Consider the following 23,024-nt stretch of genomic DNA (forward strand, 5'->3'; position numbering starts at 1 on the left):
TGGCATGGTGGGGACTGTAGAGCAGCTCCCTACCGAGCGGTAGGGGTACGACGAGGGAAAGTTACCGGCGGTACAACATAGGCTGACGGGCGTGGCAGAAGGATCGAGTCCCGGGACGGGCGGACACGAGGGACCGGGTGCGGGCGCACCGGCGGACACGGGCACGCCCGCGGGCGCGGGCCCGTCGGCGGGCGGCGCGGCGGCCGAGGGCGCGGTGACGGGCGGCGCGGCGGCCGAGGGGGGCGTGCGCGAGTACCGCATGGAGGAGCTGGCGTCCGCCGCCGGCATCACCGTGCGCACCCTGCGCTTCTACCGCGAGCGCGGGCTGATCCCGCCGCCCCGCCGCGAGGGCCGGATCGCCTGGTACGACGAGCAGCACCTGGCCCGGCTGCGCACCATCGCGGCCCTCCTGGAGCGCGGCCACACCCTCAACGGCATCGCCGACCTCACCACCGCGTTCGAGAGCGGCCGGAACGTCCGCGAGGTCCTCGCCATCGACGTCCCCAGCGAGGAGGAGCCGGTCCGGCTCACCCCCGGGGAGCTGGCCGACCACTTCGCGGGCGAGGTCACGGCCGAGAACCTGGCCGCCGCCCTCGACCTCGGCTACCTCGTCACCGACGGCGAGGAGATCGTCCACATCAGCCGCCGGCTGCTCGACGTCTCCGCCGCGCTCGTCCGCGAGGGCGTGCCGCTGGCGGAGGTCCTCAAGGCGGGGGCGAGGGTCCGCGAGCACGCCGAGGCGCTCGCGGACCTCTTCGCCGAGCTGCTCCGCTCCCACGCGGCCGAACAGGACCTGTGGCGGCTGCGCCCGCTCGCGAAGAGCGTGGTGGAGGCGGAGCTGTCGATGGCCCTGGACCGCCGCCTGCGCGACGAGCCCTGAGGGCCGGGGCCCGCCTACAGGTCGTAGACGGCGGTGACGGGCGCGTGGTCGCTCCACCGCTCGTCGTGGGTGGCGGCCCGCTCGACGTACGCCTTCACGGCCCTGGCGGCGAGTCCGGGCGTGGCGATCTGGTAGTCGATCCGCCAGCCGCTGTCGTTGTCGAAGGCCCGCCCGCGGTAGGACCACCAGGAGTAGGGCCCCTCCTGGTCGGGGTGGAGCGCGCGCACGACGTCCACGTACCCGCCGTCGCCCCCGTCGAGGACCCGGGTCAGCCACTCCCGCTCGTCGGGCAGGAAGCCGGCCTTCTTCTGGTTGGCCTTCCAGTTCTTGAGGTCGGCCTCGCGGTGGGCGATGTTCCAGTCGCCGCAGACGACGACCTCGCGCCCGTCGGCGGCGGCCCGCGCGCGGAGGTCCTTCAGGTACGGCAGGAACTCGCCCATGAAGCGGTACTTCTCGTCCTGCCGCTCGGTGCCGACCTCGCCGGAGGGCAGGTAGAGGCTGGCGACGGTCACGCCGGGCAGGTCGGCCTCGACGTACCGGCCGCTGTCGGCGAACTCCAGACACCCGAAGCCGACCCGGACCGCGTCCGGCTCGCGCCGGGTGTAGAGGGAGACGCCCGCCCGGCCCTTGGCGGTGGCGGGCGCGTGCACCGCGAACCAGCCCTCGGGCGCCCGCACCTCCGGGGGCAGCTGCGCCTCCTCGGCGCGCACCTCCTGGAGGCAGAGGACGTCGGCGGAGGTCCCGGCCAGCCACTCGGCGAAGCCCTTCCTGGCGGCGGCGCGAAGACCATTGACATTGGCGGTCGTGACAGTGAGCATCCCGGGAGAATACCGACACCCACGACCCGCACACACGTACGATGAAGCGCATGAACATCCGTCCCACCCCCTACGACCACCCCGACGCCGTCAAGCTCGAAGACGCGGTCCAGGCCGAGTACGCCGTCCGCTACGGCGACGAGGGCGACGTCACACCGCTGGACGCCGGGATGTTCGTCCCGCCCCGCGGCCTCTACCTGCTCGCGTACCACCCGGAGGGCCACCCCCTCGCCACCGGCGGCTGGCGCACGCAGGACGCGAACGACCACGGCTACGCGGACGGCGACGCCGAGCTCAAGCGCATGTACGTGATCCCCGAGGCCCGCGGCCTGGGCCTGGCCCGCCGCATCCTCGCGGCCCTCGAAGCCGACGCCCGCGCCGCCGGCCGCGTCCGCATGGTCCTGGAGACGGGCACGGCCCAGCCGGAGGCCATCGCCCTCTACGCCTCCAGCGGCTACGCCCCGTGCCCGAAGTTCGGCCACTACCGCAACCACCCGGAGAGCCGCTGCTACGCGAAGTCCCTGGTCTGACGGCTGCGCCGGGAGCGCCCGGGGAGAAGAGTTCCCGTTCCACGCCCGGTTGGCCGCCGACGCTCCTCGGAGGTCGCGGCCGCGCCGCACGGGCCGGAAGCGACTCCGTCGATCGCTCCCGGCTTTCGCCGAGCCGACGGGACTGCCTACTTGCCGACCCCGCCCGCCGGGCGGCGACGGTAGGCCCGTGCGGTGCCGAGCCCGAGGAGGACGCTGGGGAGGACGACGAGGATTCCGTTGACGACCACGTCCCGGTCACCGATCAGGAACGTCACCAGAGAAGACAGAGCGAAGACGCTGACACCCGTCACCACCAGGAACAGCGCGAGCTCGTTCCACCGGTTCTTCGAACTGTGGGTCACGCTCCGCATTATTGACCCGGGGTGACGCACGGCCTTGCGCCGCCTCACCGGAGAACCGGGAAATACGAAGCCCGTTCCCCCGGTCGGCGGGAGCCGTTCCCCGCTTTCTCGGGCAGGCCGACGTCCCCGAAAAAGCAGGAATCCCGTCCGATCGTTGGATCGGACGGGATTCCCGTCGTCTGTGGACCTGTGGGGATTTGAACCCCAGACCCCCTCGATGCGAACGAGGTGCGCTACCAGACTGCGCCACAGGCCCTTGCGACGTGTGAAACATTAGCACCCCGACCGACGAGAACAAAAATCCCTTCCGCCGCAGGTCAGCCGAAGGCCGTCGCCGGACCGGGCCGGGCCCCGCCGAGCACCTCGGGGCCCCCTTCCGCTTCCCCTCCCGGAGCCCCCGACGACGAGGCCCCGCACCGGAGGACGACCACGTGCGCCCGACGGGCGCCCGGCGTCCTTCTTCGGCAGGAGGCCCGCCTTCGGGAGGTCGCCGACGGCGTCGAGGCGGAAGGGGCGGTGGGGAGCGCCCGGGTCACTCGTTGGCGGCCCGGGGACGGTCGTCGTCCGCGTACTGGTCGAAGAGCGGGGTGCGGCCGTGGTCGCGGTCGCGGCGGGGCGCGGCGGGGCGCTTGCGGGGGGCCGGGGCGGGGGTCGGGTCGGCCGCCGTGGAGGAGCGGGCCGCGCTCCAGGTATCCGGGTCCGTGATGTCGACGCCGCCGGAGGCCCGCGGGGCGACCGGGGCGGTGACGTACGTGGGCAGCGGGACCGGGACCGGGTCCCAGCTGTCGCCGCGGGCCGGGCCGCGGTCGCGCTGCTGGTCCACCCACTCGGCGTGGTCGGTCTGCTCGACCAGGGCGCGCCGGTCCGCCTCCTGCGGGGAGACCGCCGGGGCCGTCGCGGGCGCCGGGTCGGCCTCCGGTTCGGGCGTCGGGGCGGGGCGGCGGCTCTCGCGCAGCCGGGCGGCCGCCGCTTCGGCGCGGCGCCGGTCCATCACGTACACGAAGCGGCGCCGCTCCTGGATCCGCAGGTGGACGATGTACGCGCTGAGGAGCAGGGCGGGGACGGCGGGCGCCCACAGGAAGGGGACGCCGCCGACGGCCGCGACGATCGCGCCGAGCGTGAAGCCGAGGAAGAGGACGATCGTGGTGCGGCGGCGCCGGGCGAGGACCTTGCCCCGGCGGGCGCGCTCGGCGGCGCCCGGGGCGGGCCGGACCGGGGCGGACGCGGGTTCCGGTTCGCGGTTCGGGTCGCGTCCCGGTTCACGGTCCTGCGCGTGGTCCGGGCCGCGGTCCGACGCGCGGTCGCGGTCCGGGAGTTCCAGGCGCGCCTCCGTCCTGGCCGCGGGCGCGGAGAAGGCCCGGACGTCGACCGAGCCGAGATGCTCGGTCACCGCGTCCGGGTCCACGTCGGGCGTCGGGCCCTCCGCCGTACGGTCCCGCTCCTTCAGCTCCTTGGCGTAACGGCGCTCCATGCCCGCCCGTCCGGAAAGCAGCCGGATGGCGGTGCTGAAGCGCTCCGTCGGACGTGCTTCGTTCAGCTCGTCCTGCCTGCGGAGCCACATCGGTACCAAGTAGGCGGCCCAGGCCCCGACGATGACTGCGTAGATGAGGCCGCTGCTGCTCACGGTTCACACCGTAGAGGGGTTCGCGCGAGGGCATAGGCCAATTGGCCCGGTGTGTCGCACGATCTGGCTGATATCACTGAACTTTTTTGTGATTGTTCAGATCGATTGACCGTCAACTACCGATTGAATTCGAACACTTATTTCATTCTTGCCTGACGCCAGCGCCTCAGCAGCCCTTCCGGCACCTCTTCCGCCGTGAGCGCGAACACCAGGTGGTCCCGCCACGCCCCGTCGATGTGGAGGTAGCGGGGCCGCAGCCCCTCCTCGCGGAAGCCCAGCTTCTCCACGACCCGGCGCGAGGGGCCGTTCTCCGGGCGGATGCACACCTCGACGCGGTGCAGGCCGACCGTGCGGAAGCAGTGGTCCACGGCGAGCGCGACCGCCGTCGGCATCACCCCGCGCCCGGCCACCGCGCTGTCCACCCAGTACCCCACGTGCCCCGAGCACATCGAGCCCCAGGTGATCCCGGCCACCGTCAACTGGCCGACCAGCCGCCCCCGGTACTCGATCACGAACGGCAGCATCCGGCCCGCGTTCGCCTCCGACCGCAGGTGGCGCACCATCTGACGGTAGGTCGGGCGCTGGGCGGCCGGGGCGCCCGGGGGCGGCGGCGGGACCGTCGCCTCCCACGGGCGCAGCCACTCGCGGTTGCGCCGGTTCACCTCGCGCCAGGCCGCGTGGTCCCGCATCCTTATCGGCCGCAGGACGACGTCGCCGTCGACCAGGACCGCGGGCCAGGACGGGATCACGACGGTCTCGGATGGTCGCCGCCGCGGATCTGGTCGACGGCGTGCCGCAGCAGCGGCTCCAGGACGGCCAGGCCGTCCCGCACCCCGCCCGCCGAGCCGGGCAGGTTGACGATCAGGGTGGTGCCGGCGACCCCGGCGAGGCCCCGGGAGAGCGCCGCCGTCGGCACCTTCTCCCGGCCGTACGCGCGGATGGCCTCCGGGATGCCCGGGATCTCCCGCTCCAGGACCCGGCGGGTCGCCTCGGGGGTCAGGTCGGTGGGCGAGATCCCCGTGCCGCCGGTGGTGACCACCAGGTCGTACCCGGCCGCCACGGCCGCCCGCAGCGCCGCCTCGACGGGCTCGCCGTCCGGGACGACCTGCGGTCCCTCGACCGCGAACCGCAGCGCGGTCAGGGCCTCGGCGATCAGCGGGCCGCCCCTGTCCTCGTACACCCCGGCCGCCGCCCGGTTGGAGGCGGTGACGACCAGGGCCGCGTAGGCGTCCGCCGGGGCCTCCCCCGGCGCGGCGGACCCGGTGGGCTCCGGGTGCCCGTGGGTCCCCGCCGGCCGGCCGGCGCGCGTCACGACTCGCCCCGCGCCCAGCGGCCCGACTTGCCGCCCGTCTTCTCCTCCACCCGCACGTCGGAGATGACCGCGCCCTTGTCGACCGCCTTCACCATGTCGACGACCGTCAGGGCCGCCACCGAGACCGCCGTCAGGGCCTCCATCTCGACGCCCGTGCGGTCCGTGGTCTTCACGGTCGCCAGGATCTCGACCGCGTCGTCCGCGACCGACAGGTCGAGCGTCACGCCCGAGACGGCGAGCGGGTGGCAGAGCGGAATGAGGTCCGGGGTCCTCTTCGCGCCCATGATCCCGGCGATGCGGGCGGTCGCGAGCGCGTCGCCCTTGGGGACGCCCTCGCCGCGCAGCAGCTCGATCACGCGCGGCGAGACGAGGACCCGTCCGCTGGCGCGCGCCGTGCGGGACGTGACGTCCTTCGCGGAGACGTCGACCATGCGGGCCGCACCCGCCTCGTCGATGTGGGTGAGACCTTGCTGCGTGCTCATGGCCGTGACACTCCCGGTCGCTGTGTGGGACGAGACACCGTACCCCCACCCCGGCCCCCTCAGCCGAGGAGGACCACTTCCAGCTCGGCGCCCGGCTCCACGCCCTCCGTCTCCTCCGGGACCACGAGCAGGCAGTCCGCGTGCGCGAGGGCCGCGACCAGATGGGAGCCGGCACCGCCCACGGGAGTGACGGCGCCGGTCTCCCGGTCGTACACCCCGCGCAGGAACTGGCGGCGGCCCGCCGGGGAGCGCAGGGGGCCGTCCGCGTCGAGGACCGCCCGGACCCGGGGCCGGTGCAGGTCCCCCACGCCCATCAGGGCGCGGATCGCGGGACGGACGAACAGCTCGAAGGAGACGTACGAGGAGACCGGGTTGCCCGGCAGGGCGAGCAGCGGGATCCGGTCGGCGCCGATCGCGCCGAAGCCCTGCGGCTTGCCCGGCTGCATGGCCAGCTTGCGGAAGTCGACCTCGCCGTCGCCGGTCAGCGCCTCCTTCACCACGTCGTACGCGCCGACGCTGACCCCGCCCGTGGTCACGATCAGGTCCGCCCGGATGAGCTGGTCCTCGATGGTGGAGCGCAGCGACTCCGCGTCGTCGGCGACGGCCCCCACCCGGTAGGCGAGGGCTCCGGCGTCCCGCGCGGCGGCGGCCAGCGCGAAGCTGTTGGAGTCGTGGATCTGCCCCGGGCCCAGCGGCTCGCCCGGCTGGACCAGCTCGCTGCCGGTGGAGACGACGACGACCCGGGGGCGGGGCCGCACCCGGACCGTGCCGCGCCCGATCGCGGCGAGCAGCCCGATCTGCGGCGGCCCGAGGACCGTGCCGGCCGCCAGGGCGAGCTCGCCCGCGCGGACGTCGCTGCCCCGCGCGCGCACGTGGGCGCGGGCCTCGGCGGCGCGGTGCACCCGGACCTCGCCGGCCGCGCCCTCGGGGGCGGTGCTCGCGGCGCTCATGCCGGTGGCCGCGCCCCCGCCCGTACCGCCGTCGGTCCACTCGACGGGGACGACGGCCTCGGCGCCGGGCGGCAGCGGGGCGCCGGTCATGATCCGGGCGGCCTGGCCGGGGCCGACCTCGGGCAGGCCGTCCGCGCCGGCCGCGACGTCGCCGATCACCGTGAGGACGGCGGGGAACTCCTCGGTGGCCCCGGCGACGTCGGCGACCCGGACCGCGTAGCCGTCCATGGAGCTGTTGTCGAAGGGGGGCAGCGCGGCCGGCACCGTCACGTCCTCGACGAGGACGCAGCCCTGGGCGTCGAGGAGTTGCAGCTCGATGGGTTCGAGCGGGCTCACGGACGCGAGGACGTCGTCCAGGTGCTCGTCGACCGTCCACAGGTCGCGGGCCGGGCCCGCGCAGGGGTCGGGCGCCGCCTTCTCCCGGTCGTCGTGGTCGTCGTGGGACGGCGACGGCGCCGTGCTGCTGCTCAAGGCCTACATCTCCTCGCTGACGTATCTCCGGAGCCAGGCCCGGAAGTCCGGTCCCAGATCTTCACGTTCGCACGCGAGTCTGACAATGGCACGCAGATAGTCCCCCCGGTCGCCGGTGTCATAGCGGCGCCCCTTGAAGACGACGCCGTGCACCGGTCCGCCGATCTTCTCGTCCGAGGCGAGCTTCTGGAGGGCGTCGGTGAGCTGGATCTCCCCGCCGCGGCCCGGCTCGGTCTCCCGCAGCGTGCCGAAGACGGCCGGGTCCAGGACGTAGCGGCCGATGATCGCGTAGTTGCTGGGCGCCTCGCCCGGTTCGGGCTTCTCCACCAGGTCCGTCACCTTGACGACGTCCCCGTCGGCGGTGGCCTCGACCGCCGCGCAGCCGTAGAGGTGGATCTGCGAGGGCTCGACCTCCATCAGGGCGATCACGCTGCCGCCCTCCCGTTCCTGGACCTCCACCATCCGCGAGAGCAGCGGGTCGCGCGGGTCGATCAGGTCGTCGCCGAGGAGGACCGCGAAGGGCTGGTCGCCGACGTGCGGAGCGGCGCACAGGACGGCGTGGCCGAGGCCGCGCGGGGCGCCCTGGCGGACGTAGTGCATGGTGGCGAGGTCGCTGGGCTCCTGGACCTTGGAGAGGCGCTCGGCGTCGCCCTTCCGGCTCAGGGCCTCCTCCAGCTCGTGGTTCCGGTCGAAGTGGTCCTCCAGGGGGCGCTTGTTCCGGCCGGTGATCATCAGGACGTCGGAGAGGCCGGCCGCGACGGCCTCCTCGACGACGTACTGGATGGCCGGCTTGTCGACGACCGGCAGCATCTCCTTCGGCGTCGCCTTGGTCGCCGGGAGGAAGCGGGTGCCGAGGCCGGCGGCCGGGATGACAGCCTTGCTGATCCGGCCGAGCCTGGGGAGCGACTGATTCATGCGGTGCACCCTAACGGTTCGGAATGAGAGGAAGATGTGGCTCCGATTAACTTCCTCCACATAAAGGCAGTTACATGGGCTTCGCGTATTCACAGAGGACCGTCATGACACCGGAGATGTCCGAAAAGACCGTGCTGCGCAGTCGACTTCTGGGCGCGCGCGCCGCGCTGACTCCCGAATTCCTCGTGGAATCGGCCGGATCCTTCGCCCGCCACGGGCTGGAACTGGCCGAGCTCGCCGGGGCGTCCACCGTGGCCGCGTACGTGTCCGTGGGCCGCGAGCCGGGCACGCGCGCGCTGCTCGACGCGCTCCACGCGCGCGGGGTGCGGGTCCTGCTCCCCGTGCTGCTCCCCGACAACGACCTGGACTGGGCCGCGTACGAGGGCCCGGACCGGCTCGCGCGGGCGGGCCGGGGACTGCTCGAACCGGTCGGGCCCCGGCTCGGCCCGGAGGCCGTGTGCGGGGCGGACGCCGTCCTGCTGCCGGGGCTCGCGGTGGACGCGCGCGGGATGCGGCTGGGACGGGGCGGCGGCTCGTACGACCGGGTCCTCGCCCGGCTCGTACGGGCCGGCCGGGACCCGGCCCTGGTGGTCCTCCTCTACGCGGACGAGGTGGTCGGGCGGGTCCCGGAGGAACCGCACGACCACCCCGTGCACGCGGTGGTGACCCCGGAAGCGGTCGTCCGCTTCCGGGCCGCCCCTACGGGTTGAGGACCAGCGTGTCCTTGGTCGCCGCGTCGACCGCCGCCCTGCCGTGGGCCCAGTCGTACAGCTCGCCCTTCGCCCACGCGTCCGTCTGGTCGGTGTAGTGCGTGTGGAAGGCGTGGCCGGAGGCGCCGGTCAGGTTGACCCACCGGGACTTGTCCCAGTCGCCGACGTTGACGACCATCCGCATCGACGGGACCCAGATGACCTCGTAGCCGCCGGCCGCGTTCCAGCCGGTGGCGTCGACGGCCGCCTCGCCGCCGCCCAGGTTCCACGGGCCGCGGTTGAGGAGGCGCTGCACGGCGCCGGGTCCGGCGGTGCCGAGGGTCTGGTTCTTCAGCGTGAGCTGGTGCAGCCGGCCCCAGCTCCAGGTGGAGACGTCCTTGCCGAGCTTGGCGGTCAGCTCCCAGCGCGCGTCCTTCATGGCGCGGGCGAGCAGCTGGTCACGGGTCTCGGTGGCCTGGTCGGTGCGGTTGCCCGGGGTGGTCCACCACTCGCTCTTCTCCTGCTTGAGGAGCGGACGGACGACCTCGTACCAGCGGTCGCCGCCGTCCGGCTGGGCCGAGTCGGGGTCGCGCTGGCCGCACTCGCGGACGAGCTTGTTCTGCTCGTCGACCGGGCCGGTGGCGTCGGCCGGGCGCACGTTGATGCAGTCGCCCTCGGCGCGCAGCTCCTTGGGCAGCTTGTCGCCGAAGGCGAGCTTGAGGACGTTGCGCCAGACCGCGTTGAAGTAGGCGGCGGCGGCCGAGTCGGGCTCCTGGGTGTAGTCCCAGCCCTCAAGGAGCTTCTGCGCCTCGCGGACGTGCGGGTCGGCGATGTCGATCTTGAGCAGGAGCGGGTTGAGCAGGGTGGCGATCTCGCTGCGGTTGTCCGTCTGCATGGTCCGCATGTCGTCCGGCGAGATCTTCCCGCCGTCCTTGGTCTTCGACTCGATCAGGTCGTTGATCCGCTGGCTGCGCGAGCCGTAGCCCCAGTCCTTGGTCAGCAGGGCGGAGTAGTTCTTCGGGTCGATCACGGCCTGGTTGGCGGTGACGATGTAACCGCGCTCCGGGTTGTACTCGTAGGGCAGCTCCTCGAAGGGGATGTAGCCCTTCCACTTGTACGAGGAGTCCCAGCCGGGCGCGGGCAGGGCGCCGTCGCCCTTGGCGCGCTGCGGGATCTTGCCCGGGGACTGGTAGCCGATGTTGCCCTCGGTGTCCGCGTAGATCAGGTTCTGCGAGGGGACCTCGAAGTTCTTGGCGGCGGCCCGGAAGGAGGCGAAGTCCTTGGCGCGGTCGATGGCGAAGATCGCGTCCATCGACCTGCCGGGCTGGAGGGCGGTCCACTGGAGGGAGACGCCGTAGCCGGTGCCGCGGTCGGGGGCGGCGTTGCCGACGGGGGCCTTCTGGCCGACCGTCTCCAGTTCGGAGGAGCGGTCGGAGACCAGCGGGCCGTGCTCGGTGGAGCGGACGGTGATCTTGCGGTCGGCGCCGCCGGCGACCTTGATGGTCTCCTCGCGGACGGTGAAGGGCTTGACCCTGCCGTCGACGAGGTAGCCGTCGGGGCCGATCTTCTCCAGGTAGAGGTCGGTGACGTCGGCGCCGAGGTTGGTGAGGCCCCAGGCGATCTTGTCGTTGTGTCCGATGATCACTCCGGGCATGCCGGAGAAGGTGTAGCCCGAGACGTCGTAGCGGCAGGTCGCCGAGACCGAGCGGCAGTGCAGGCCCATCTGGTACCAGAGGGACGGGAGCTGCGGCGCGAGGTGCGGGTCGTTGGCGAGCAGCGGCTTGCCGGAGGTCGTGTACTTCCCGGCGACGACCCAGGAGTTCGAGCCGATGCCGTTGCCGTTGGGGCCGAGCAGGGCCGGGACGCCGTCGAGGACCTCGGAGAGGGAGGCGAGCTGGGACGCCATGCCGTCGGTGGAGCCGTCCGAGCCGGTCGAGCCTCCGGAGTTCCCGGAGCCGGTGGAGCCGTCGGAGCCGGAGGAGGAGCCGGAACCGGAGGAGGAGCCGCCGGTCGAGCCCTCGGAGCCGGCCGGATTGCTGCCCGGGGTCTCGCCCGTCCCCAGGTCGTCGTCGCCGCCCTCGCCCTCGGGGTCGAACTTCCCGGTCGACCCGTCGACCGCGCCCTTGTCGACGATCGGCTGGTGGAGCGCGTACGGGTACTCCGGGTAGAGCTGCTTGATCTGCGCCGGGGTCAGCCGGCTGGTGAGCAGCGAGCGGTCGATCTCGTCCTGCATGTTGCCGCGCAGGTCCCAGGCCATCGCCTTGAGCCAGGCCACCGAGTCGACCGGGGTCCACGGCTCGATCGCGTAGTCGTTGGTGAGGGCCAGGGCCGCGTACTCGACGGAGATGTCGCCGGGCTCCCGGTCCTTCAGGTAGGCGTTCACGCCCTCCGCGTACGCCTGGAGGTACTTCTTGGTCTCCGCCGACAGGACCTTGTCGTACTCCTCCTGCGCGACCCGGCGCCAGCCGAGCGTGCGCAGGAAGGAGTCGGTCTCGACCTGGCCGTCGCCGAACATCTCGGAGAGCCGGCCCGCGGTCACGTGCCGGCGGACGTCCATCTCGTAGAACCGGTCCTGCGCCTGCACGTAGCCCTGCGCGCGGAAGAGGTCCTGCTCGTTGTCGGCGTAGACCTGAGGGACCCCGAGGGCGTCCCGCTTCACCTCCACCCGGCCCGAGAGCCCGTCGAGGCGGATCTCGCCGGTGGTCTGCGGGAACGAGGCCCGGACGGTGCTGACGCCCCAGTACCCGCCGGCCCCGACGCCCGCGACCAGCACGAGGACCAGGAGGACGAGGAGCAGGCGGGCACGCCGCCCTTTCTTCTTGGCGGGGGGCGCGGACGTGTTGGAGGGCATCGCTGTCCTTCGAGGGGCAGGGTGGTCCTGGAGTACGGGAGCCACCTTAGGCGCAGCGTCCGGACGGCTCGGACGCGGTGTCAGGAAGAGAACCGTACTGGTGAGCGGGTGAGCCACCGGGAAGGCGTCAAGAAAACGTTAAAGATTAGGTAAGGTAACGAAGTGTCGTCCGCTGGAGGAACGATCCAGCCGCATATGAGGGGAAGGACCGGCCACTGACTGTCCACCAGCTCAACGAACTCCTGCTCGTCAGCTCGCTCGTGCTGCTGATCGCCGTGGCGGCCGTGCGGATCTCGTCCCGGAGCGGCCTCCCCAGCCTCCTGCTGTACCTGGGGATCGGCGTCGCCATCGGCCAGGACGGCATCGGCAACATCGCCTTCGACAACGCCGAGCTCACGCAGGTCATCGGATACGCGGCCCTCGTCGTGATCCTCGCCGAGGGCGGCCTCGGCACGAAGTGGAAGGAGGTCAGGCCGGCCCTGCCGGCCGCGGCGGTCCTCTCCACCGTCGGCGTCGCGGTCAGCGTCGGCGTCACCGCCGCCGCCGCCCACTACCTCGTCGGCCTGGACTGGCGGCAGGCCCTGATCATCGGCGCCGTCGTCTCCTCCACCGACGCCGCCGCGGTCTTCTCCGTGCTGCGCAAGGTGCCCCTCCCCTCCCGGGTCACCGGCACCCTGGAGGCCGAGTCCGGCTTCAACGACGCCCCCGTCGTCATCCTCGTCGTCGCCTTCTCCACCGCCGGACCGATCGAGCACTGGTACGTGCTCCTCGGCGAGATCGCCCTGGAACTCGCCATCGGCGCGGCCATCGGCGTCGCGGTCGGCTTCCTCGGTGCCTACGGACTGCGGCACGTCGCCCTGCCCGCCTCCGGCCTCTACCCGATCGCCGTCATGGCCATCGCCGTCGTCGCGTACGCCGCCGGTGCCCTGGCCCACGGCTCCGGCTTCCTCGCCGTCTACCTGGCGTCGATGATCCTCGGCAACGCCAAGCTGCCGCACGCGCCCGCGAACCGCGGCTTCGCCGAGGGACTCGGCTGGATCGCGCAGATCGGCATGTTCGTCCTGCTCGGCCTGCTCGTCACCCCGCACGACCTGATCAACGACTTCTGGGCCGCCGTCGTCATCGGCCTGGTCCTGACGGTGGTCGCGCGGCCCCTGGAGGTCCTGGTCAGCCTGCTGCCGTTCCGCATCCCCTGGCAGGAGCAGGCCCTCATGTCCTGGGCCGGCCTGCGCGGAGCCGTCCCCATCATCCTCGCCACCATCCCGATGGTGGCGCAGGTCGCGGGCAGCGAGCGGATCTTCAACATCGTCTTCGTCCTGGTCGTCGTCTACACCCTCATCCAGGGCCCGACGCTGCCCTGGCTGGCGAAGGCGCTCAAGCTCGGCGCCTCCTCGGACGCCTCCGACCTCGGCGTCGAGTCCGCGCCCCTGGAGCGGCTGCGCGGCCACCTGCTCTCCGTCGCCATCCCGGAGGGCTCCCGGATGCACGGCGTGGAGGTCGCCGAACTGCGCCTCCCGGCCGGAGCGGCCGTCACCCTGGTCGTACGGGACGAGAAGAGCTTCGTGCCGGCGCCCGCGACCGTCCTGCGGCACGGCGACGAACTCCTGGTCGTCGCCACCGACCCGGTGCGGGACGCCACGGAACGGCGCCTGCGGGCGGTCGGCCAGGGCGGCAAGCTGGCCGGCTGGCTCGGCACGGGGGGCGGATCGACGGCGCTCGGCCCGCCGCCGGGCGCGGAGACGCGCCCCCACCGGCCCGGACAGCGGCCGGCGCAGCGGTCCGACCGGCGATCCGGCGGGCAGTCCGCCCCGCAGTCCGGTCACCGGCAGAAGAAGCCCGCGCGCTGACGAACGAGACGTGGCGCACACGATCCCCGCGTTCGCAGGAATCGATGAAGGGGAGGGAGCGTTTCCCAGGCGGGAGGACGCTCCTTCCCTGTACCATGAAGGCACACCTGATCGAACCAACTCTGCCTGACGCAGAGCTGGCGCGACCGTATGGCGGCCGTGGCGCCCCTCCGCAGTGGGGCCGGCCCGGTATCTACCGCAGTTCCGCGCATGAGGACAGCTCTCGGCGACACCCGCACCACCGTGCACGGGGAGCGCTACCAGGCGGCGGAAAGGCAAGGACCGTGGCGTCCACGGTCAACACGGGCACGGTCGACACCGACGAGCGCCCCACCACGGGCACGGTCGACACCGACGAGCGGCCCGGCACGGGCAAGCGGCCCGGTTACGGACAGCTGCTGCGCACCCCCGGCGCGCTGTCCTTCCTGCTCCCCGGCTTCGCCGCCCGGCAGCCCTTCGCGATGCTGACCATCGGCATCGTCCTGCTCGTCCAGCACACCACCGGCTCCTTCGGCAGCGCCGGCGCGGTCGCCGCCGTCACCGGCGTCTCCATGGCGCTCTTCGCGCCGCAGAGCGGCAGGCTCGCCGACCGCTTCGGCCAGCGCGCCGTCCTGGTCCCCGGCGTCCTCGTCCACACCGCGTCCGTCTCGCTGCTCGTGGCCCTCGCCCTGGCCGGCGCCCCGCTCTGGGCGCTGTTCCTGGCCGCCGTGCCCGCCGGCGCCTCCGTGCCGCAGGTCGGCCCGATGGTCCGGGCCCGCTGGGCGGCCAAGCTCGACGGCACCCCGCTGATGCCGACGGCCGCGGCCTTCGAGTCCGTCACGGACGAGTTCACCTTCGTCGTCGGCCCGGTCCTCGCCACCGCCCTGTGCACCGGCGTCCACCCGGCCGCCGGTCTGATCGCCGAAGCCGCCCTCACCCTCGTCGGCGGCCTGTTCTTCGCCGCGCAGCGCGCCACCCAGCCCGCGCACGGCCCGGCCGCCTCCCACGCCGCCGAGCCCCACCGCCCGGCGCTCTCCGTGCCCGGCGTCCGCGTCCTGATCGTCGCCTTCCTCGGCATCGGGTCCGTCTTCGGCGGCATGCAGGTCTCCCTGACCGCCTTCAGCGAGGAGATCGGCAACCCCGGCGCCAACGGCCTGCTGTACGGGGTCTTCGCCGCCGGCAACATGCTCGCGGGCATCGCCATGGGCGCCGTCGCCTGGAAGACCGGCCCCCGCCGCCGCCTGGTCCTGGGCTACGCGGGCCTCACCGTCGCCGCGTCCCTGCTGTGGTCGGTGCACTCGGTGGTGCTCCTCGGCGCCCTGGGCCTGGTCGTGGGCCTGTGCATCGCCCCCGCCCTGATCACCGGCTACACCATCGTGGAGACCCTGATCCCGGCGTCGGCCCGCACCGAGGCCTTCACCTGGCTCACCGGCGCCGTCGCCCTCGGGCAGGCGGCGGCCGTCACGGTCGCCGGCCGCCTGGCCGACGCCCACGGCGCGAGCACCGGATTCCTGGTGCCGATGGCGGGCACGGCCCTGGCCCTGACCACGCTGGTCCTGCTGCGGTCGCGGCTGAAGCCGCGCGAGGCGGGCCGGGTCGCGGCGCGTGGTATCGGTCACCGCGTGCCGGTGGCGGTGGACTGAGGCCACGGAATGCGTCACTATGGATCGTCGTTAGCACTCGATGAGTGTGAGTGCCAGGAGGAAGTCAAGTGCCGACCTACCAGTACCAGTGCACCGAGTGCGGCGAAGGCCTCGAGGCGGTGCAGAAGTTCACCGATGACGCGCTGACCGAGTGCCCCAGCTGCAAGGGCCGCCTGAAGAAGGTGTTCTCGGCCGTCGGCATCGTCTTCAAGGGATCCGGCTTCTACCGGAACGACAGCCGCGGCTCGTCGTCCAGCAGCTCGCCGGCGTCGTCCTCGTCGAAGGCCTCGCCCTCTTCGTCCTCGTCGGGCTCGGCCTCGACGCCGGACGCGAAGCCGGCCGCGGCGGCCTCGTCGTCGTCCTCTTCCTCCTCCTCGGCGTCCTCGTCGAGCACCGGAAGCTCGGCCGCCTGATCCCGCTCTTCCCCGAGGGCCCCGTCGCGTGCGACGGGGCCCTCGGGCGTGTCCGGAGCCGTTGGGGGCGGGGGTTGGAGCTCCTTGAGAGCGGGTCCGGAGATGCTTGAGAGCGGGTTCGGAGCCCCTGAGGGCGGGCTGGAACCCTTGAGGGCGGGTCCCCCGGGAGGGTGAGGGAGTTCTCCACAGGCATGGGGTGATCCACAAGCCTGAGCGGGGCGGGGGCGGGGCGGGGAGAGTGGGAGCCGCTTCCCTTCGTCCCCTCCCACCAGGACAGGCGGTCTCCCGTGACGACCACGAACGACCCACTCCTCGCCTCCCTCGCTCCCGTCCCCGTGTCTTCCGGCTCCGTGTCTTCCGTCCCGGTGTCCTCCGTCTCCGTGCCGGCGCCGTGCCCGGTGCCGGCCTTCGAGCCGGTACGGGTGCGGGGCGCCCGGCCGCGGCTGCGCGGGGCGCCGCGCCGGGGGCGGCGGGTGCCGGTGGCGCTCCTGGCCCTGATGGCGGCGGCGCTGGCCGTGGTGGGTTCGGCCTCCGGCGGCGGGTCCGCTCCCGGGGGTGCGAGGGCCGTGGCCGCCTCCCCCGCGCGCCCCGCGCCGGCCGCCCCCCTGGTGTCCGCCGCGGTGCGGATCGCCGACGCCGCGACCGTACGGCTGCTGCGGCCCGGGGACCGGGTCGACGTGATCGCCGCGCCCCACGCGCCGCCGGGCGGGGAGGGCGGCGGGGCCCGGGTGGTCGCGGCGGGCGCCCGGGTCACCGGGATCCCGCGGGCGGACGGCGGGGACGGCCCGGACGCGGGGGCGCTCGTCGTGCTCTCCGTGCCCCGGTCGACGGCCGCGGCGCTGGCGGGTGCCGGTGTCACGTCCCGGCTGGCGGTGACGGTGTGCTGATTCGCACGCACACACTGTCGAGTAACCGTCCCGTGTGTACGGATTGGACGCCCTCGCTCCGAACACGGCGTAATGGCACGGCACGCAGCACGAGTGACGGAGACGAAAGGCACCTCGGTGGCGAAGAAGGAAACCGTGCTGGGAGGCTTCAAGGCCTTCCTGATGCGCGGCAATGTGATCGACCTGGCGGTGGCGGTCGTCATCGGCGCCGCGTTCACGAACATCGTGAACTCGGTGGTCAAGGGCATCATCAACCCGGTCGTGGGCGCCTTCGGCACGAAGGACCTGGAGAGCTACTCGTCCTGCATCAAGGACCCCTGCCAGGTGGTCGACGGCGAGATGCAGGGCATCCAGCTCCAGTGGGGCCTGGTCCTCAGCGCGGTGCTGAGCTTCCTGATCACCGCGGCCGTCGTCTACTTCCTGATGGTCCTGCCGATGGCGAAGATCCTCGCGAAGCGCGCCGCGCACGACAAGGCGAAGGAGGGCGTCCAGGAGACGATGGAGGTCAGCGAGCTGGAGGTGCTCAAGGAGATCCGCGACCACCTGGTCGCCCAGCGCGGTCCCTCGGCGGGGACGGGGACGGGTTCGGCTCCCGGTTCCGGGCCGGGCTCCGGCGGTGGCACCGGAACACACCCCACCTCCTGACCGGCGTACGCCGGGTTCAGAGGTGGTGCGGCGGCTTCTCGTCGAGGAAGCGCGCGAGGTCGGCGGCGCTGTCGCCGCCGGAAGGAGGCCGCTCGCCCCACCCGCGGTCCGTGTCGTCCGCGGACTGGCGGTCCAGCGGATCGTCGAAGACGATGGCCGGCCTGGGCCCGCCCTCGGGGCGGGCGGGCGTGCCGGGTCGCTCCGTGTCTCGCGGGCCGTGGGCGGGGGCGGTGCTCATCCTTTCAGCGTACGCCCGTGGCCCCTTCCGCGCCTCTCCGGTCCACGGGCCCCCTCCGCCCGGGGTCAGCGGTCCTTCGGGTCGAGCAGCCAGAGGCCGAGCACCACGAGGAACGACAGGACGAGGAAGCCCGCGCCCCACCAGGCGGTGCCGGTGTCGCCCGACATCCACTCGTCCACCACGATCGTCAGGCCCCAGAGCTGGCCGACGACGACCGAGAGCGCCAGGGCGAGGCGGGCGGTCAGCTTCGAGGAGCGCTCGGGCTCCTGCTCCGCGCCGGCCCCCGGCCCCGGCCCGGTGTGCCGGATCCGGGGATCGCCGTAGCCGCTGGTGGGCCGGATCTGCGGGTAGCGCTCGTGCAGGGGCCGGTTCAGCCGCGGCTGGACGCTGCCCGGGGTGTACGCGGGGGGCCGGGGCGGCTCCGCCGGGTCCGGGGCCTCCGGATCGCGCGGGAAGGCGCTCTCGCTCATGTCCGCTCGCTCCTCTCCGGCACCCGTGCGCCCGTACCCGTACCGGCGCCTGTTCCCGTGCCCGTACTCGTATCCGCGCCGTCGGCGGAGGCTCCCGGGCAGCCCAGGCGGGTGGCGAGGTCCGGGCGGTCCGGACCGAGTTCGCGGCAGAGGCCCTCGCGGGCGCTCTCGCCGGAGCGGGCGGTGCCGACCGCCCAGACGCTGCCGTCGGTCTCCTCCACGAGGAGCACTTTCGGGAGGCCCCGGGGCGGCGGTCCCGCGGTGACCGCTCCCGTGCGCGCGTCGAAGACGCCCTCGTGGCAGGGGCAGTACAGCTCGCCCTCGCTCCCCCGGTCCTTGCGCCAGAGGACGGCGCAGGCGAGGTGGGTGCAGACGGCGGAGTAGCCGGCGAGGGTGCCGTCCTCCAGGCGGACCGCGACCGCGCGGTCGTCGTCGCCGGGGTAGCGGAAGGCGAGGGAGTCGCCGGGCAGGATCCGGTCGGCGATCCGCTTCGGTTCGGGGGCGCCGTCGCCGTCGCCGTGCCGGTGCAGGATGCCGGAGGCGACGCCGACGCCGCCGACGGCGAGGCCGCCGGAGACGGTGGCGACGATCCGCAGGTAGTCGCGGCGGGTGGTGAGGGAGTCGGCGGCGATCCGGTCGTGGAGCGCGTCCTGGGCGGCGTCGGTGCGGGGGTCCGGTGCGGGTGGCTGGGGGTCGGTGACGCTCAACGGACGTCCTTCCCGTTGATCTCCACGACGGGCAGTCCGCCGGGCACCGGCCACTGGACCTTGTCGGCGGGGACGACCATCGCGACCCCGGTGGAGACGGTGGTGGTGCCGAAGGTGAAGGAGTCGGCGACCTGGACGCCGGGGCGCTCGGCCCGCAGCTCCTCGACGGTGCCGTAGAAGAGGGCGCCGGTGGGGCAGACGGTGGCGCACATGGGGGCGAGGCCGTAGGCGGTGCGGTCGTAGCAGAGGTTGCACTTCATCTGGAGCTTGGCCTGGAGGTCGATCTTGGGGACGCCGAAGGGGCAGGCGTTGACGCAGTTGGCGCAGCCGATGCAGCGGGTGGTGTCGGCCTGCTGCACGACGCCGTCGGGGGTGACGAGGATCGCGTCGGCGGGGCAGACCTCGGCGCAGGGGGCGACGGGGTCCTCGCAGTGCATGCAGACGGTGGGGAGGGAGGCGACGGAGTGGCCCTCGTCGGGGTAGTCGAGGTGGATCATCGACTTGCCGCGGTGGGAGTCGCATTCGCGGCAGGCGGAGACGCAGGCCTGGCAGCCGATGCAGCGGCCGGGGTCGATGAAGATCGTGCGGCCCATCATGTGCGGGTCAGCTCCTCTCGGCGGTGCCGCGGCCCTGGGGGGAGGTGGGGGGCAGCGGGTCGGTGCGGGAGACCTGGGCCTCCGGATAGGCCGGCTGTCCCGGGGGCGTGGGCGGGGCGGGGACCTCGTCGATGCGTTCGGCGGCCTCGACGCGGGCGGCGCACACCTTGTACTCGGGGATCTTGGAGCGCGGGTCGAGGGCGTCGATGGTGAGGGCGTTGGCCGCGGTGGGGACGGGCCAGTGGTAGGGCACGAAGACGGTGTCGGGGCGGATGGCGTCGGTGACGAGGGCGGGGAAGACCTCGCTGCCCCGGCGGGTGACGACGCGGACGGGGTCGCCGTTGCGGAAGCCGTGGGAGGGGTGGACCTCGACCCAGGGCCGGGGGGTCTGCTCGACGAGGCCCGCGAGGCGGCGGGTCTGGTTGCCGGAGAGGAAGTGGGCGACGGTGCGGCCGGTGGTGAGCGAGAGGGGGAACTCCTCGCTGTACGGGTCCATGGGCGGGTGCCACTCGACGGTCTGGAGGTGGATCTTCCCGTCGGGGTGGTAGGAGCGCCCGTCCTCGAAGAGGCGGGGGGTGCCGGGGTGGTCGGTGGTGGGACAGGGCCAGGCGATGCCGCCGGTCTCCTCCAGGCGCTCGTAGGTGATGCCGTAGTAGTCGTTCACGGTTCCGGCGGAGGCGACGCGGAGCTCCTCGAAGACGGAGCGGGAGTCGGGGAAGGCGAACTTGTCGCCGGCGCCGAGGCGACGGGCCAGTTCGCACATGACCCAGGTGTCGGTGCGGACGCCGGCGGGGGGTTCCTGGGCCTTGTTGTGCTTGACGACGCGGGCCTCGGCGTTGGCCATGACGCCCTCGTCCTCGGCCCAGACGGTGACGGGGAAGACGACGTGGGCGTTGGCGGCGGTCTCGGAGAGGAAGAAGTCGAACTGGGCGTGGAACTGGAGGGCGTCGTAGCCGTCCTTGACGGTGGCGTAGTTCGGGAGGGAGACGAAGGGGTTGTTGCAGATGCCGATGAGGCCGCGGATCTCCTCGCGCTGCATCTGCCAGACCATCTCCATCATGGAGGTTCCGGCGGGCGGGAGTTCGGTCTCGTCGATGCCCCAGATCTCGCAGATCTGGCGGCGGTGCTCGGGATTGGTGATGGAACGGCCGCCGGGCAGGAGGTCGGACTTCTGGCCGTGTTCGCGGCCGCCCTGGCCGTTGCCCTGGCCGGTGATGGTGCCGTAGCCGGCGCCGGGCCTTCCGATGTTGCCGGTGGCGACGCAGAGGTTGACGACGGCGAGGCAGTTCTCGACGCCCTGGGAGTGGTGCTCGATGCCCCGGGCGTGCCAGGCCATGGCCCGGTCGGCGCCGGCGAACATGCGCGCCACCCGGACGATCTGCTCCTCGGGGACGCCGCAGATCCGCGCGGCGCGGGACGGCGGGTACTCGGCGACGGTCCGCCTGACCTCGTCCCAGCCGGTGGTGTGGGCGGCGAGGTAGGCCTCGTCGGTGAGGCCCTCGGCGACGACGACGTTCAGGACGGCGTTGAAGAAGGCGGAGTCGGTGCCGGGCTTGAGGGCGACGTGGACGTCGGCGGTGCGGGCGATCGCGGTCTCGCGGGGGTCGATCACGATGAGGGTGGCGCCCCGGTCGCGGGCCCCCCACACGTACTGGGTCATGACGGGGAAGCACTCGCCGACGTTGGAACCGGCGATGAGGAGGCAGTCGGTGAGGAGGATGTCGGAGAAGGGGTTGCCGGCGCGGTCGATGCCGAAGGCGAGCTTGTTGGCCCCGGCGGCGGAGACCATGCAGAGGCGCCCGTTGTAGTCGACGTGCTTGGTCTTGAGGGCGACCCGGGCGAACTTGCCGACGAGGTAGGTCTTCTCGGAGAAGAGGCTGGCGCCGCCGAGGAGGCCGAAGGCGTCGTTGCCGTACTCGGCCTGGATGCGGCGGACCTCGGCGACGGTGCGGTCGAGGGCCTCCTCCCAACTGACCTCGCGGAACTCCTGGTCGCGGTTGTCGCGCATGAGCGGGGCGGTGAGCCGGTCGGGGTGGTTGACCTGCTGGTAGGCGTTGATGCCCTTGGGGCAGAGCCGCATCCGGTTGATGTCGTGGTTGCGCGGCTCGACGCCGAAGACCTTGCCGTGGTGGTCGACCCGCAGGTACATGCCGCACTGGACGCCGCAGAAGCAGCAGTGGGTGGGGACGAGGGTCTCCGCGTTCTGGTCGGCGTGCCAGCGGTCGGCGGGGATGCCTCCGGCGTCGCGGAAGTTGCGGGAGCCGGGCGGGGCGAGGGAGGGGTCGAGCGACAGCGGCCGCCCGGGGACGGTCCCGGGGACGGCCGCGGGGTCGGTGGCGCTCACTTGAAGCCCTTCTTCACGTGGTCGAGGTAGGCGGTGCCGCGCAGGACGCGCTTGCAGCGGGGGCAGTACTCGGCCCACTCCTCGAAGCCGAGGTCGAGGTCGCGCATGGTGCCCCGGAGGTTCTCCACGTACGGCGCGGTGTCGATGGGCTGTCCGCAGCGGCGGCAGGCGAAGACCTCGCCGCCCTCCTCGTCCTTGCGGCGGGAGGTGTACTTGAAGAGCTGCATCCCGACGGCGGCGGGCCGCTGCACGATGTGGAAGAACTTCCCGAAGGGGATGTAGATCAGGGTGAAGACCACGGACACCATGTGGAGGACGGCGAGGAACTCGTAGCCGCCGCCGTGCAGGAAGATCGACGAGAAGGTCAGCAGCAGCCCGGTCACGGAGATGACGATCAGGGCGAGCAGGGGCACCAGGTCGTAGGCGAAGCGCTGGCCGGTGATGGCGCCCCGGTCCTTCATGCGGCGCCAGAGGAAGTAGGCGGCGCCGGGGATGACGAGGACGGCGGCGATGTCGAGGCCGTGGAACATGAGCCAGCCGAGGATCCCGAGCGAGTCGAATCCGAGGATCTTGAAGCCCCAGATCCGCATCTCGTAGCCGGGGCCCGAGCCGGTGGAGGAGGTGAAGGTGAACCAGCCCCAGGTGAGCGGGAAGGTGATCGCGGCGGCGAGCAGGCAGCCCCAGAAGATGAGCTGGTGGGCGGCCCAGCGGGCGTGGGAGCGGGCGCCGAGGAACTTCTGGAAGCCGAGGTAGGTGGCGATCATCTTGGGCAGGGCGGTGGGGGCGCTGCGGAAGTTCGCGACGGAGAAGAAGGAGCCCCAGCCCTTGCGGAAGAGGCGGCGGGCGCCGGGGGCGGAGATCCAGACGGTGTAGCGGTAGGCGATGCCGAAGGCGAGGAAGACGGTGGCGACGGCGTAGGGCAGGAGGGCCGAGTCGAAGTCGCGGAGCAGGCGGCTGCCGAGGACGATCGCGACGACCAGCAGGGCGGAGACGGCCGCGCCGACCAGGGAGGCGCGGCGGCGCACGGCGCCGGGGCTCTGCGGCGGCGGGTCGGCCGCGGCCGGGTCGGTGGCGCCGGACGCGGGGGCGGGCCTGCCCGGCGGAGGGGTCGGCTCGGCGGTCTGCGGTGGCTCGGTCACGCGGCCACGGTAAGGCCGAATGGTACGTTTCGCGCCTTTTATGGGGGCGGCGTGGTGCGGACGTCGCTCGGACGGCGTTCAGGCCGCGGGACCGGAAGACGGCGCGCCCTCCGGCGATCTGACCGGGGGTCGGGAACGGCCTGGGCGGGGGGCTTGAGCGGGGGGGCGGGCCCGAGCGGGGGCGGGCGGCCCGAGCGGGGGCGGGCGGCCCGAGCGGAAAGCCGGGCCCGAG

Annotated in this window: 23 protein-coding genes and 1 tRNA gene; 8 read left to right on the plus strand and 16 right to left on the minus strand. The window is 73.0% G+C overall.

Annotated elements, in window-relative coordinates:
* Positions 1-259: 259 nt before the first annotated feature.
* Positions 260-880, plus strand: a complete 621-nt coding sequence (locus tag ACIQKA_RS20750; RefSeq protein ID WP_383156229.1) for a MerR family transcriptional regulator — start codon at positions 260-262, stop codon at positions 878-880.
* A 14-nt stretch (positions 881-894) separates the two neighbouring features.
* Here the strand turns inward: ACIQKA_RS20750 and ACIQKA_RS20755 are convergent, their stop codons facing one another.
* Positions 895-1,698: an exodeoxyribonuclease III gene (locus ACIQKA_RS20755; protein ID WP_383156177.1), complete on the minus strand. Its 804-nt coding sequence runs from the start codon at positions 1,696-1,698 to the stop codon at positions 895-897.
* 50 nt (positions 1,699-1,748) lie between these two features.
* On the opposite strand from ACIQKA_RS20755, the gene ACIQKA_RS20760 reads away from it, so the two are divergent.
* Positions 1,749-2,228 carry a GNAT family N-acetyltransferase gene (locus tag ACIQKA_RS20760; protein ID WP_383156179.1) on the plus strand — a complete coding sequence of 160 codons (480 nt, stop codon included), beginning with the start codon at positions 1,749-1,751 and terminating at the stop codon, positions 2,226-2,228.
* Positions 2,229-2,374: 146 nt separating this feature from the next.
* On the opposite strand, the gene ACIQKA_RS20765 is transcribed toward ACIQKA_RS20760, so the two are convergent.
* The 8 genes from ACIQKA_RS20765 to galU form a co-directional block, all read right to left on the minus strand.
* On the minus strand, positions 2,375-2,590 hold the full coding sequence (locus ACIQKA_RS20765; protein ID WP_383156182.1) for a hypothetical protein: 216 nt from the start codon (positions 2,588-2,590) through the stop codon (positions 2,375-2,377).
* Between the two features lie 182 nt (positions 2,591-2,772).
* A tRNA-Ala gene (locus tag ACIQKA_RS20770) sits at positions 2,773-2,846 on the minus strand.
* 276 nt (positions 2,847-3,122) lie between these two features.
* Positions 3,123-4,214 (minus strand): gephyrin-like molybdotransferase receptor GlpR, encoded by a 1,092-nt coding sequence (gene glpR, locus ACIQKA_RS20775; protein WP_402541899.1) that lies wholly within the window; start codon positions 4,212-4,214, stop codon positions 3,123-3,125.
* A 137-nt stretch (positions 4,215-4,351) separates the two neighbouring features.
* Positions 4,352-4,963: a GNAT family N-acetyltransferase gene (locus tag ACIQKA_RS20780; protein WP_391095790.1), complete on the minus strand. Its 612-nt coding sequence runs from the start codon at positions 4,961-4,963 to the stop codon at positions 4,352-4,354.
* Entirely contained in the window at positions 4,960-5,526 is a 567-nt protein-coding gene (locus ACIQKA_RS20785; RefSeq protein WP_383443336.1) for a molybdenum cofactor biosynthesis protein B, read from the minus strand. Before ACIQKA_RS20785 ends, ACIQKA_RS20780 begins: the two co-directional genes overlap by 4 nt.
* Positions 5,523-6,008 carry a cyclic pyranopterin monophosphate synthase MoaC gene (moaC, locus tag ACIQKA_RS20790; protein WP_383156191.1) on the minus strand — a complete coding sequence of 162 codons (486 nt, stop codon included), beginning with the start codon at positions 6,006-6,008 and terminating at the stop codon, positions 5,523-5,525. Before moaC ends, ACIQKA_RS20785 begins: the two co-directional genes overlap by 4 nt.
* Positions 6,009-6,067: 59 nt before the next feature.
* Positions 6,068-7,429 (minus strand): gephyrin-like molybdotransferase Glp, encoded by a 1,362-nt coding sequence (gene glp / locus ACIQKA_RS20795; protein ID WP_383156193.1) that lies wholly within the window; start codon positions 7,427-7,429, stop codon positions 6,068-6,070.
* A gap of 3 nt (positions 7,430-7,432) precedes the next feature.
* Entirely contained in the window at positions 7,433-8,344 is a 912-nt protein-coding gene (gene galU, locus ACIQKA_RS20800; RefSeq protein WP_383156195.1) for a UTP--glucose-1-phosphate uridylyltransferase GalU, read from the minus strand.
* Positions 8,345-8,448: 104 nt separating this feature from the next.
* On the opposite strand from galU, the gene ACIQKA_RS20805 reads away from it, so the two are divergent.
* On the plus strand, positions 8,449-9,054 hold the full coding sequence (locus tag ACIQKA_RS20805) for a 5-formyltetrahydrofolate cyclo-ligase (protein WP_383156198.1): 606 nt from the start codon (positions 8,449-8,451) through the stop codon (positions 9,052-9,054).
* Here ACIQKA_RS20805 and ACIQKA_RS20810 read toward each other — a convergent pair.
* A complete protein-coding gene (locus ACIQKA_RS20810) occupies positions 9,044-11,884 on the minus strand; it encodes a penicillin acylase family protein (protein ID WP_402541903.1) in 2,841 nt (946 codons plus the stop codon). The genes ACIQKA_RS20805 and ACIQKA_RS20810 overlap by 11 nt on opposite strands.
* Positions 11,885-12,144: 260 nt before the next feature.
* Here ACIQKA_RS20810 and ACIQKA_RS20815 point away from each other — a divergent pair, with 260 nt between their 5' ends.
* The 5 genes from ACIQKA_RS20815 to mscL all read left to right on the plus strand — a co-directional run bounded on the left by ACIQKA_RS20815 (position 12,145) and on the right by mscL (position 17,298).
* Complete coding sequence (locus ACIQKA_RS20815) at positions 12,145-13,731, plus strand: potassium/proton antiporter (RefSeq protein ID WP_383156203.1); 1,587 nt, start codon at positions 12,145-12,147, stop codon at positions 13,729-13,731.
* A gap of 395 nt (positions 13,732-14,126) precedes the next feature.
* The gene (locus ACIQKA_RS20820; RefSeq protein WP_383156231.1) at positions 14,127-15,353 is read left to right on the plus strand and encodes an MFS transporter; all 1,227 of its coding nucleotides are present in this window, start codon (positions 14,127-14,129) and stop codon (positions 15,351-15,353) included.
* A gap of 68 nt (positions 15,354-15,421) precedes the next feature.
* Positions 15,422-15,766: an FmdB family zinc ribbon protein gene (locus ACIQKA_RS20825; protein ID WP_383156205.1), complete on the plus strand. Its 345-nt coding sequence runs from the start codon at positions 15,422-15,424 to the stop codon at positions 15,764-15,766.
* Between the two features lie 350 nt (positions 15,767-16,116).
* A complete protein-coding gene (locus ACIQKA_RS20830; protein ID WP_402541905.1) occupies positions 16,117-16,653 on the plus strand; it encodes a hypothetical protein in 537 nt (178 codons plus the stop codon).
* Positions 16,654-16,725: 72 nt separating this feature from the next.
* A complete protein-coding gene (gene mscL, locus ACIQKA_RS20835; RefSeq protein ID WP_383156210.1) occupies positions 16,726-17,298 on the plus strand; it encodes a large conductance mechanosensitive channel protein MscL in 573 nt (190 codons plus the stop codon).
* 16 nt (positions 17,299-17,314) lie between these two features.
* On the opposite strand, the gene ACIQKA_RS20840 is transcribed toward mscL, so the two are convergent.
* From ACIQKA_RS20840 to ACIQKA_RS20865, 6 genes are all read right to left on the minus strand, one after another.
* Positions 17,315-17,536 (minus strand): hypothetical protein, encoded by a 222-nt coding sequence (locus ACIQKA_RS20840; protein WP_366377133.1) that lies wholly within the window; start codon positions 17,534-17,536, stop codon positions 17,315-17,317.
* Positions 17,537-17,601: 65 nt separating this feature from the next.
* Positions 17,602-18,006 carry a hypothetical protein gene (locus ACIQKA_RS20845; RefSeq protein WP_386374169.1) on the minus strand — a complete coding sequence of 135 codons (405 nt, stop codon included), beginning with the start codon at positions 18,004-18,006 and terminating at the stop codon, positions 17,602-17,604.
* Positions 18,003-18,713 carry a Rieske (2Fe-2S) protein gene (locus tag ACIQKA_RS20850; protein WP_402541909.1) on the minus strand — a complete coding sequence of 237 codons (711 nt, stop codon included), beginning with the start codon at positions 18,711-18,713 and terminating at the stop codon, positions 18,003-18,005. Before ACIQKA_RS20850 ends, ACIQKA_RS20845 begins: the two co-directional genes overlap by 4 nt.
* Positions 18,710-19,309: a 4Fe-4S dicluster domain-containing protein gene (locus ACIQKA_RS20855; RefSeq protein ID WP_121832765.1), complete on the minus strand. Its 600-nt coding sequence runs from the start codon at positions 19,307-19,309 to the stop codon at positions 18,710-18,712. The genes ACIQKA_RS20850 and ACIQKA_RS20855 overlap by 4 nt, the downstream gene beginning before the upstream one ends.
* A 7-nt stretch (positions 19,310-19,316) precedes the next feature.
* Positions 19,317-21,653 (minus strand): molybdopterin oxidoreductase family protein, encoded by a 2,337-nt coding sequence (locus tag ACIQKA_RS20860; protein WP_402541911.1) that lies wholly within the window; start codon positions 21,651-21,653, stop codon positions 19,317-19,319.
* Positions 21,650-22,792, minus strand: a complete 1,143-nt coding sequence (locus tag ACIQKA_RS20865) for an MFS transporter (RefSeq protein ID WP_383156220.1) — start codon at positions 22,790-22,792, stop codon at positions 21,650-21,652. The genes ACIQKA_RS20860 and ACIQKA_RS20865 overlap by 4 nt, the downstream gene beginning before the upstream one ends.
* Positions 22,793-23,024: the final 232 nt, after the last annotated feature.

The organism is Streptomyces sp. NPDC092045 (assembly GCF_044756005.1).
In the GTDB taxonomy this organism is placed as follows: Bacteria; Actinomycetota; Actinomycetes; order Streptomycetales; family Streptomycetaceae; genus Streptomyces.

Bases quoted from the DNA above. Each gene is read 5' to 3' on its own strand.
- ACIQKA_RS20750 (WP_383156229.1), top strand. From the start codon at position 260: ATGGAGGAGCTGGCGTCCGCCGCCGGCATCACCGTGCGCACCCTGCGC.
- ACIQKA_RS20755 (WP_383156177.1), bottom strand. From the start codon at position 1,698: ATGCTCACTGTCACGACCGCCAATGTCAATGGTCTTCGCGCCGCCGCC.
- ACIQKA_RS20760 (WP_383156179.1), top strand. From the start codon at position 1,749: ATGAACATCCGTCCCACCCCCTACGACCACCCCGACGCCGTCAAGCTC.
- moaC (WP_383156191.1), bottom strand. From the start codon at position 6,008: ATGAGCACGCAGCAAGGTCTCACCCACATCGACGAGGCGGGTGCGGCC.
- galU (WP_383156195.1), bottom strand. From the start codon at position 8,344: ATGAATCAGTCGCTCCCCAGGCTCGGCCGGATCAGCAAGGCTGTCATC.
- ACIQKA_RS20805 (WP_383156198.1), top strand. From the start codon at position 8,449: ATGACACCGGAGATGTCCGAAAAGACCGTGCTGCGCAGTCGACTTCTG.
- ACIQKA_RS20810 (WP_402541903.1), bottom strand. From the start codon at position 11,884: ATGCCCTCCAACACGTCCGCGCCCCCCGCCAAGAAGAAAGGGCGGCGT.
- mscL (WP_383156210.1), top strand. From the start codon at position 16,726: ATGGCACGGCACGCAGCACGAGTGACGGAGACGAAAGGCACCTCGGTG.
- ACIQKA_RS20840 (WP_366377133.1), bottom strand. From the start codon at position 17,536: ATGAGCACCGCCCCCGCCCACGGCCCGCGAGACACGGAGCGACCCGGC.
- ACIQKA_RS20845 (WP_386374169.1), bottom strand. From the start codon at position 18,006: ATGAGCGAGAGCGCCTTCCCGCGCGATCCGGAGGCCCCGGACCCGGCG.
- ACIQKA_RS20855 (WP_121832765.1), bottom strand. From the start codon at position 19,309: ATGATGGGCCGCACGATCTTCATCGACCCCGGCCGCTGCATCGGCTGC.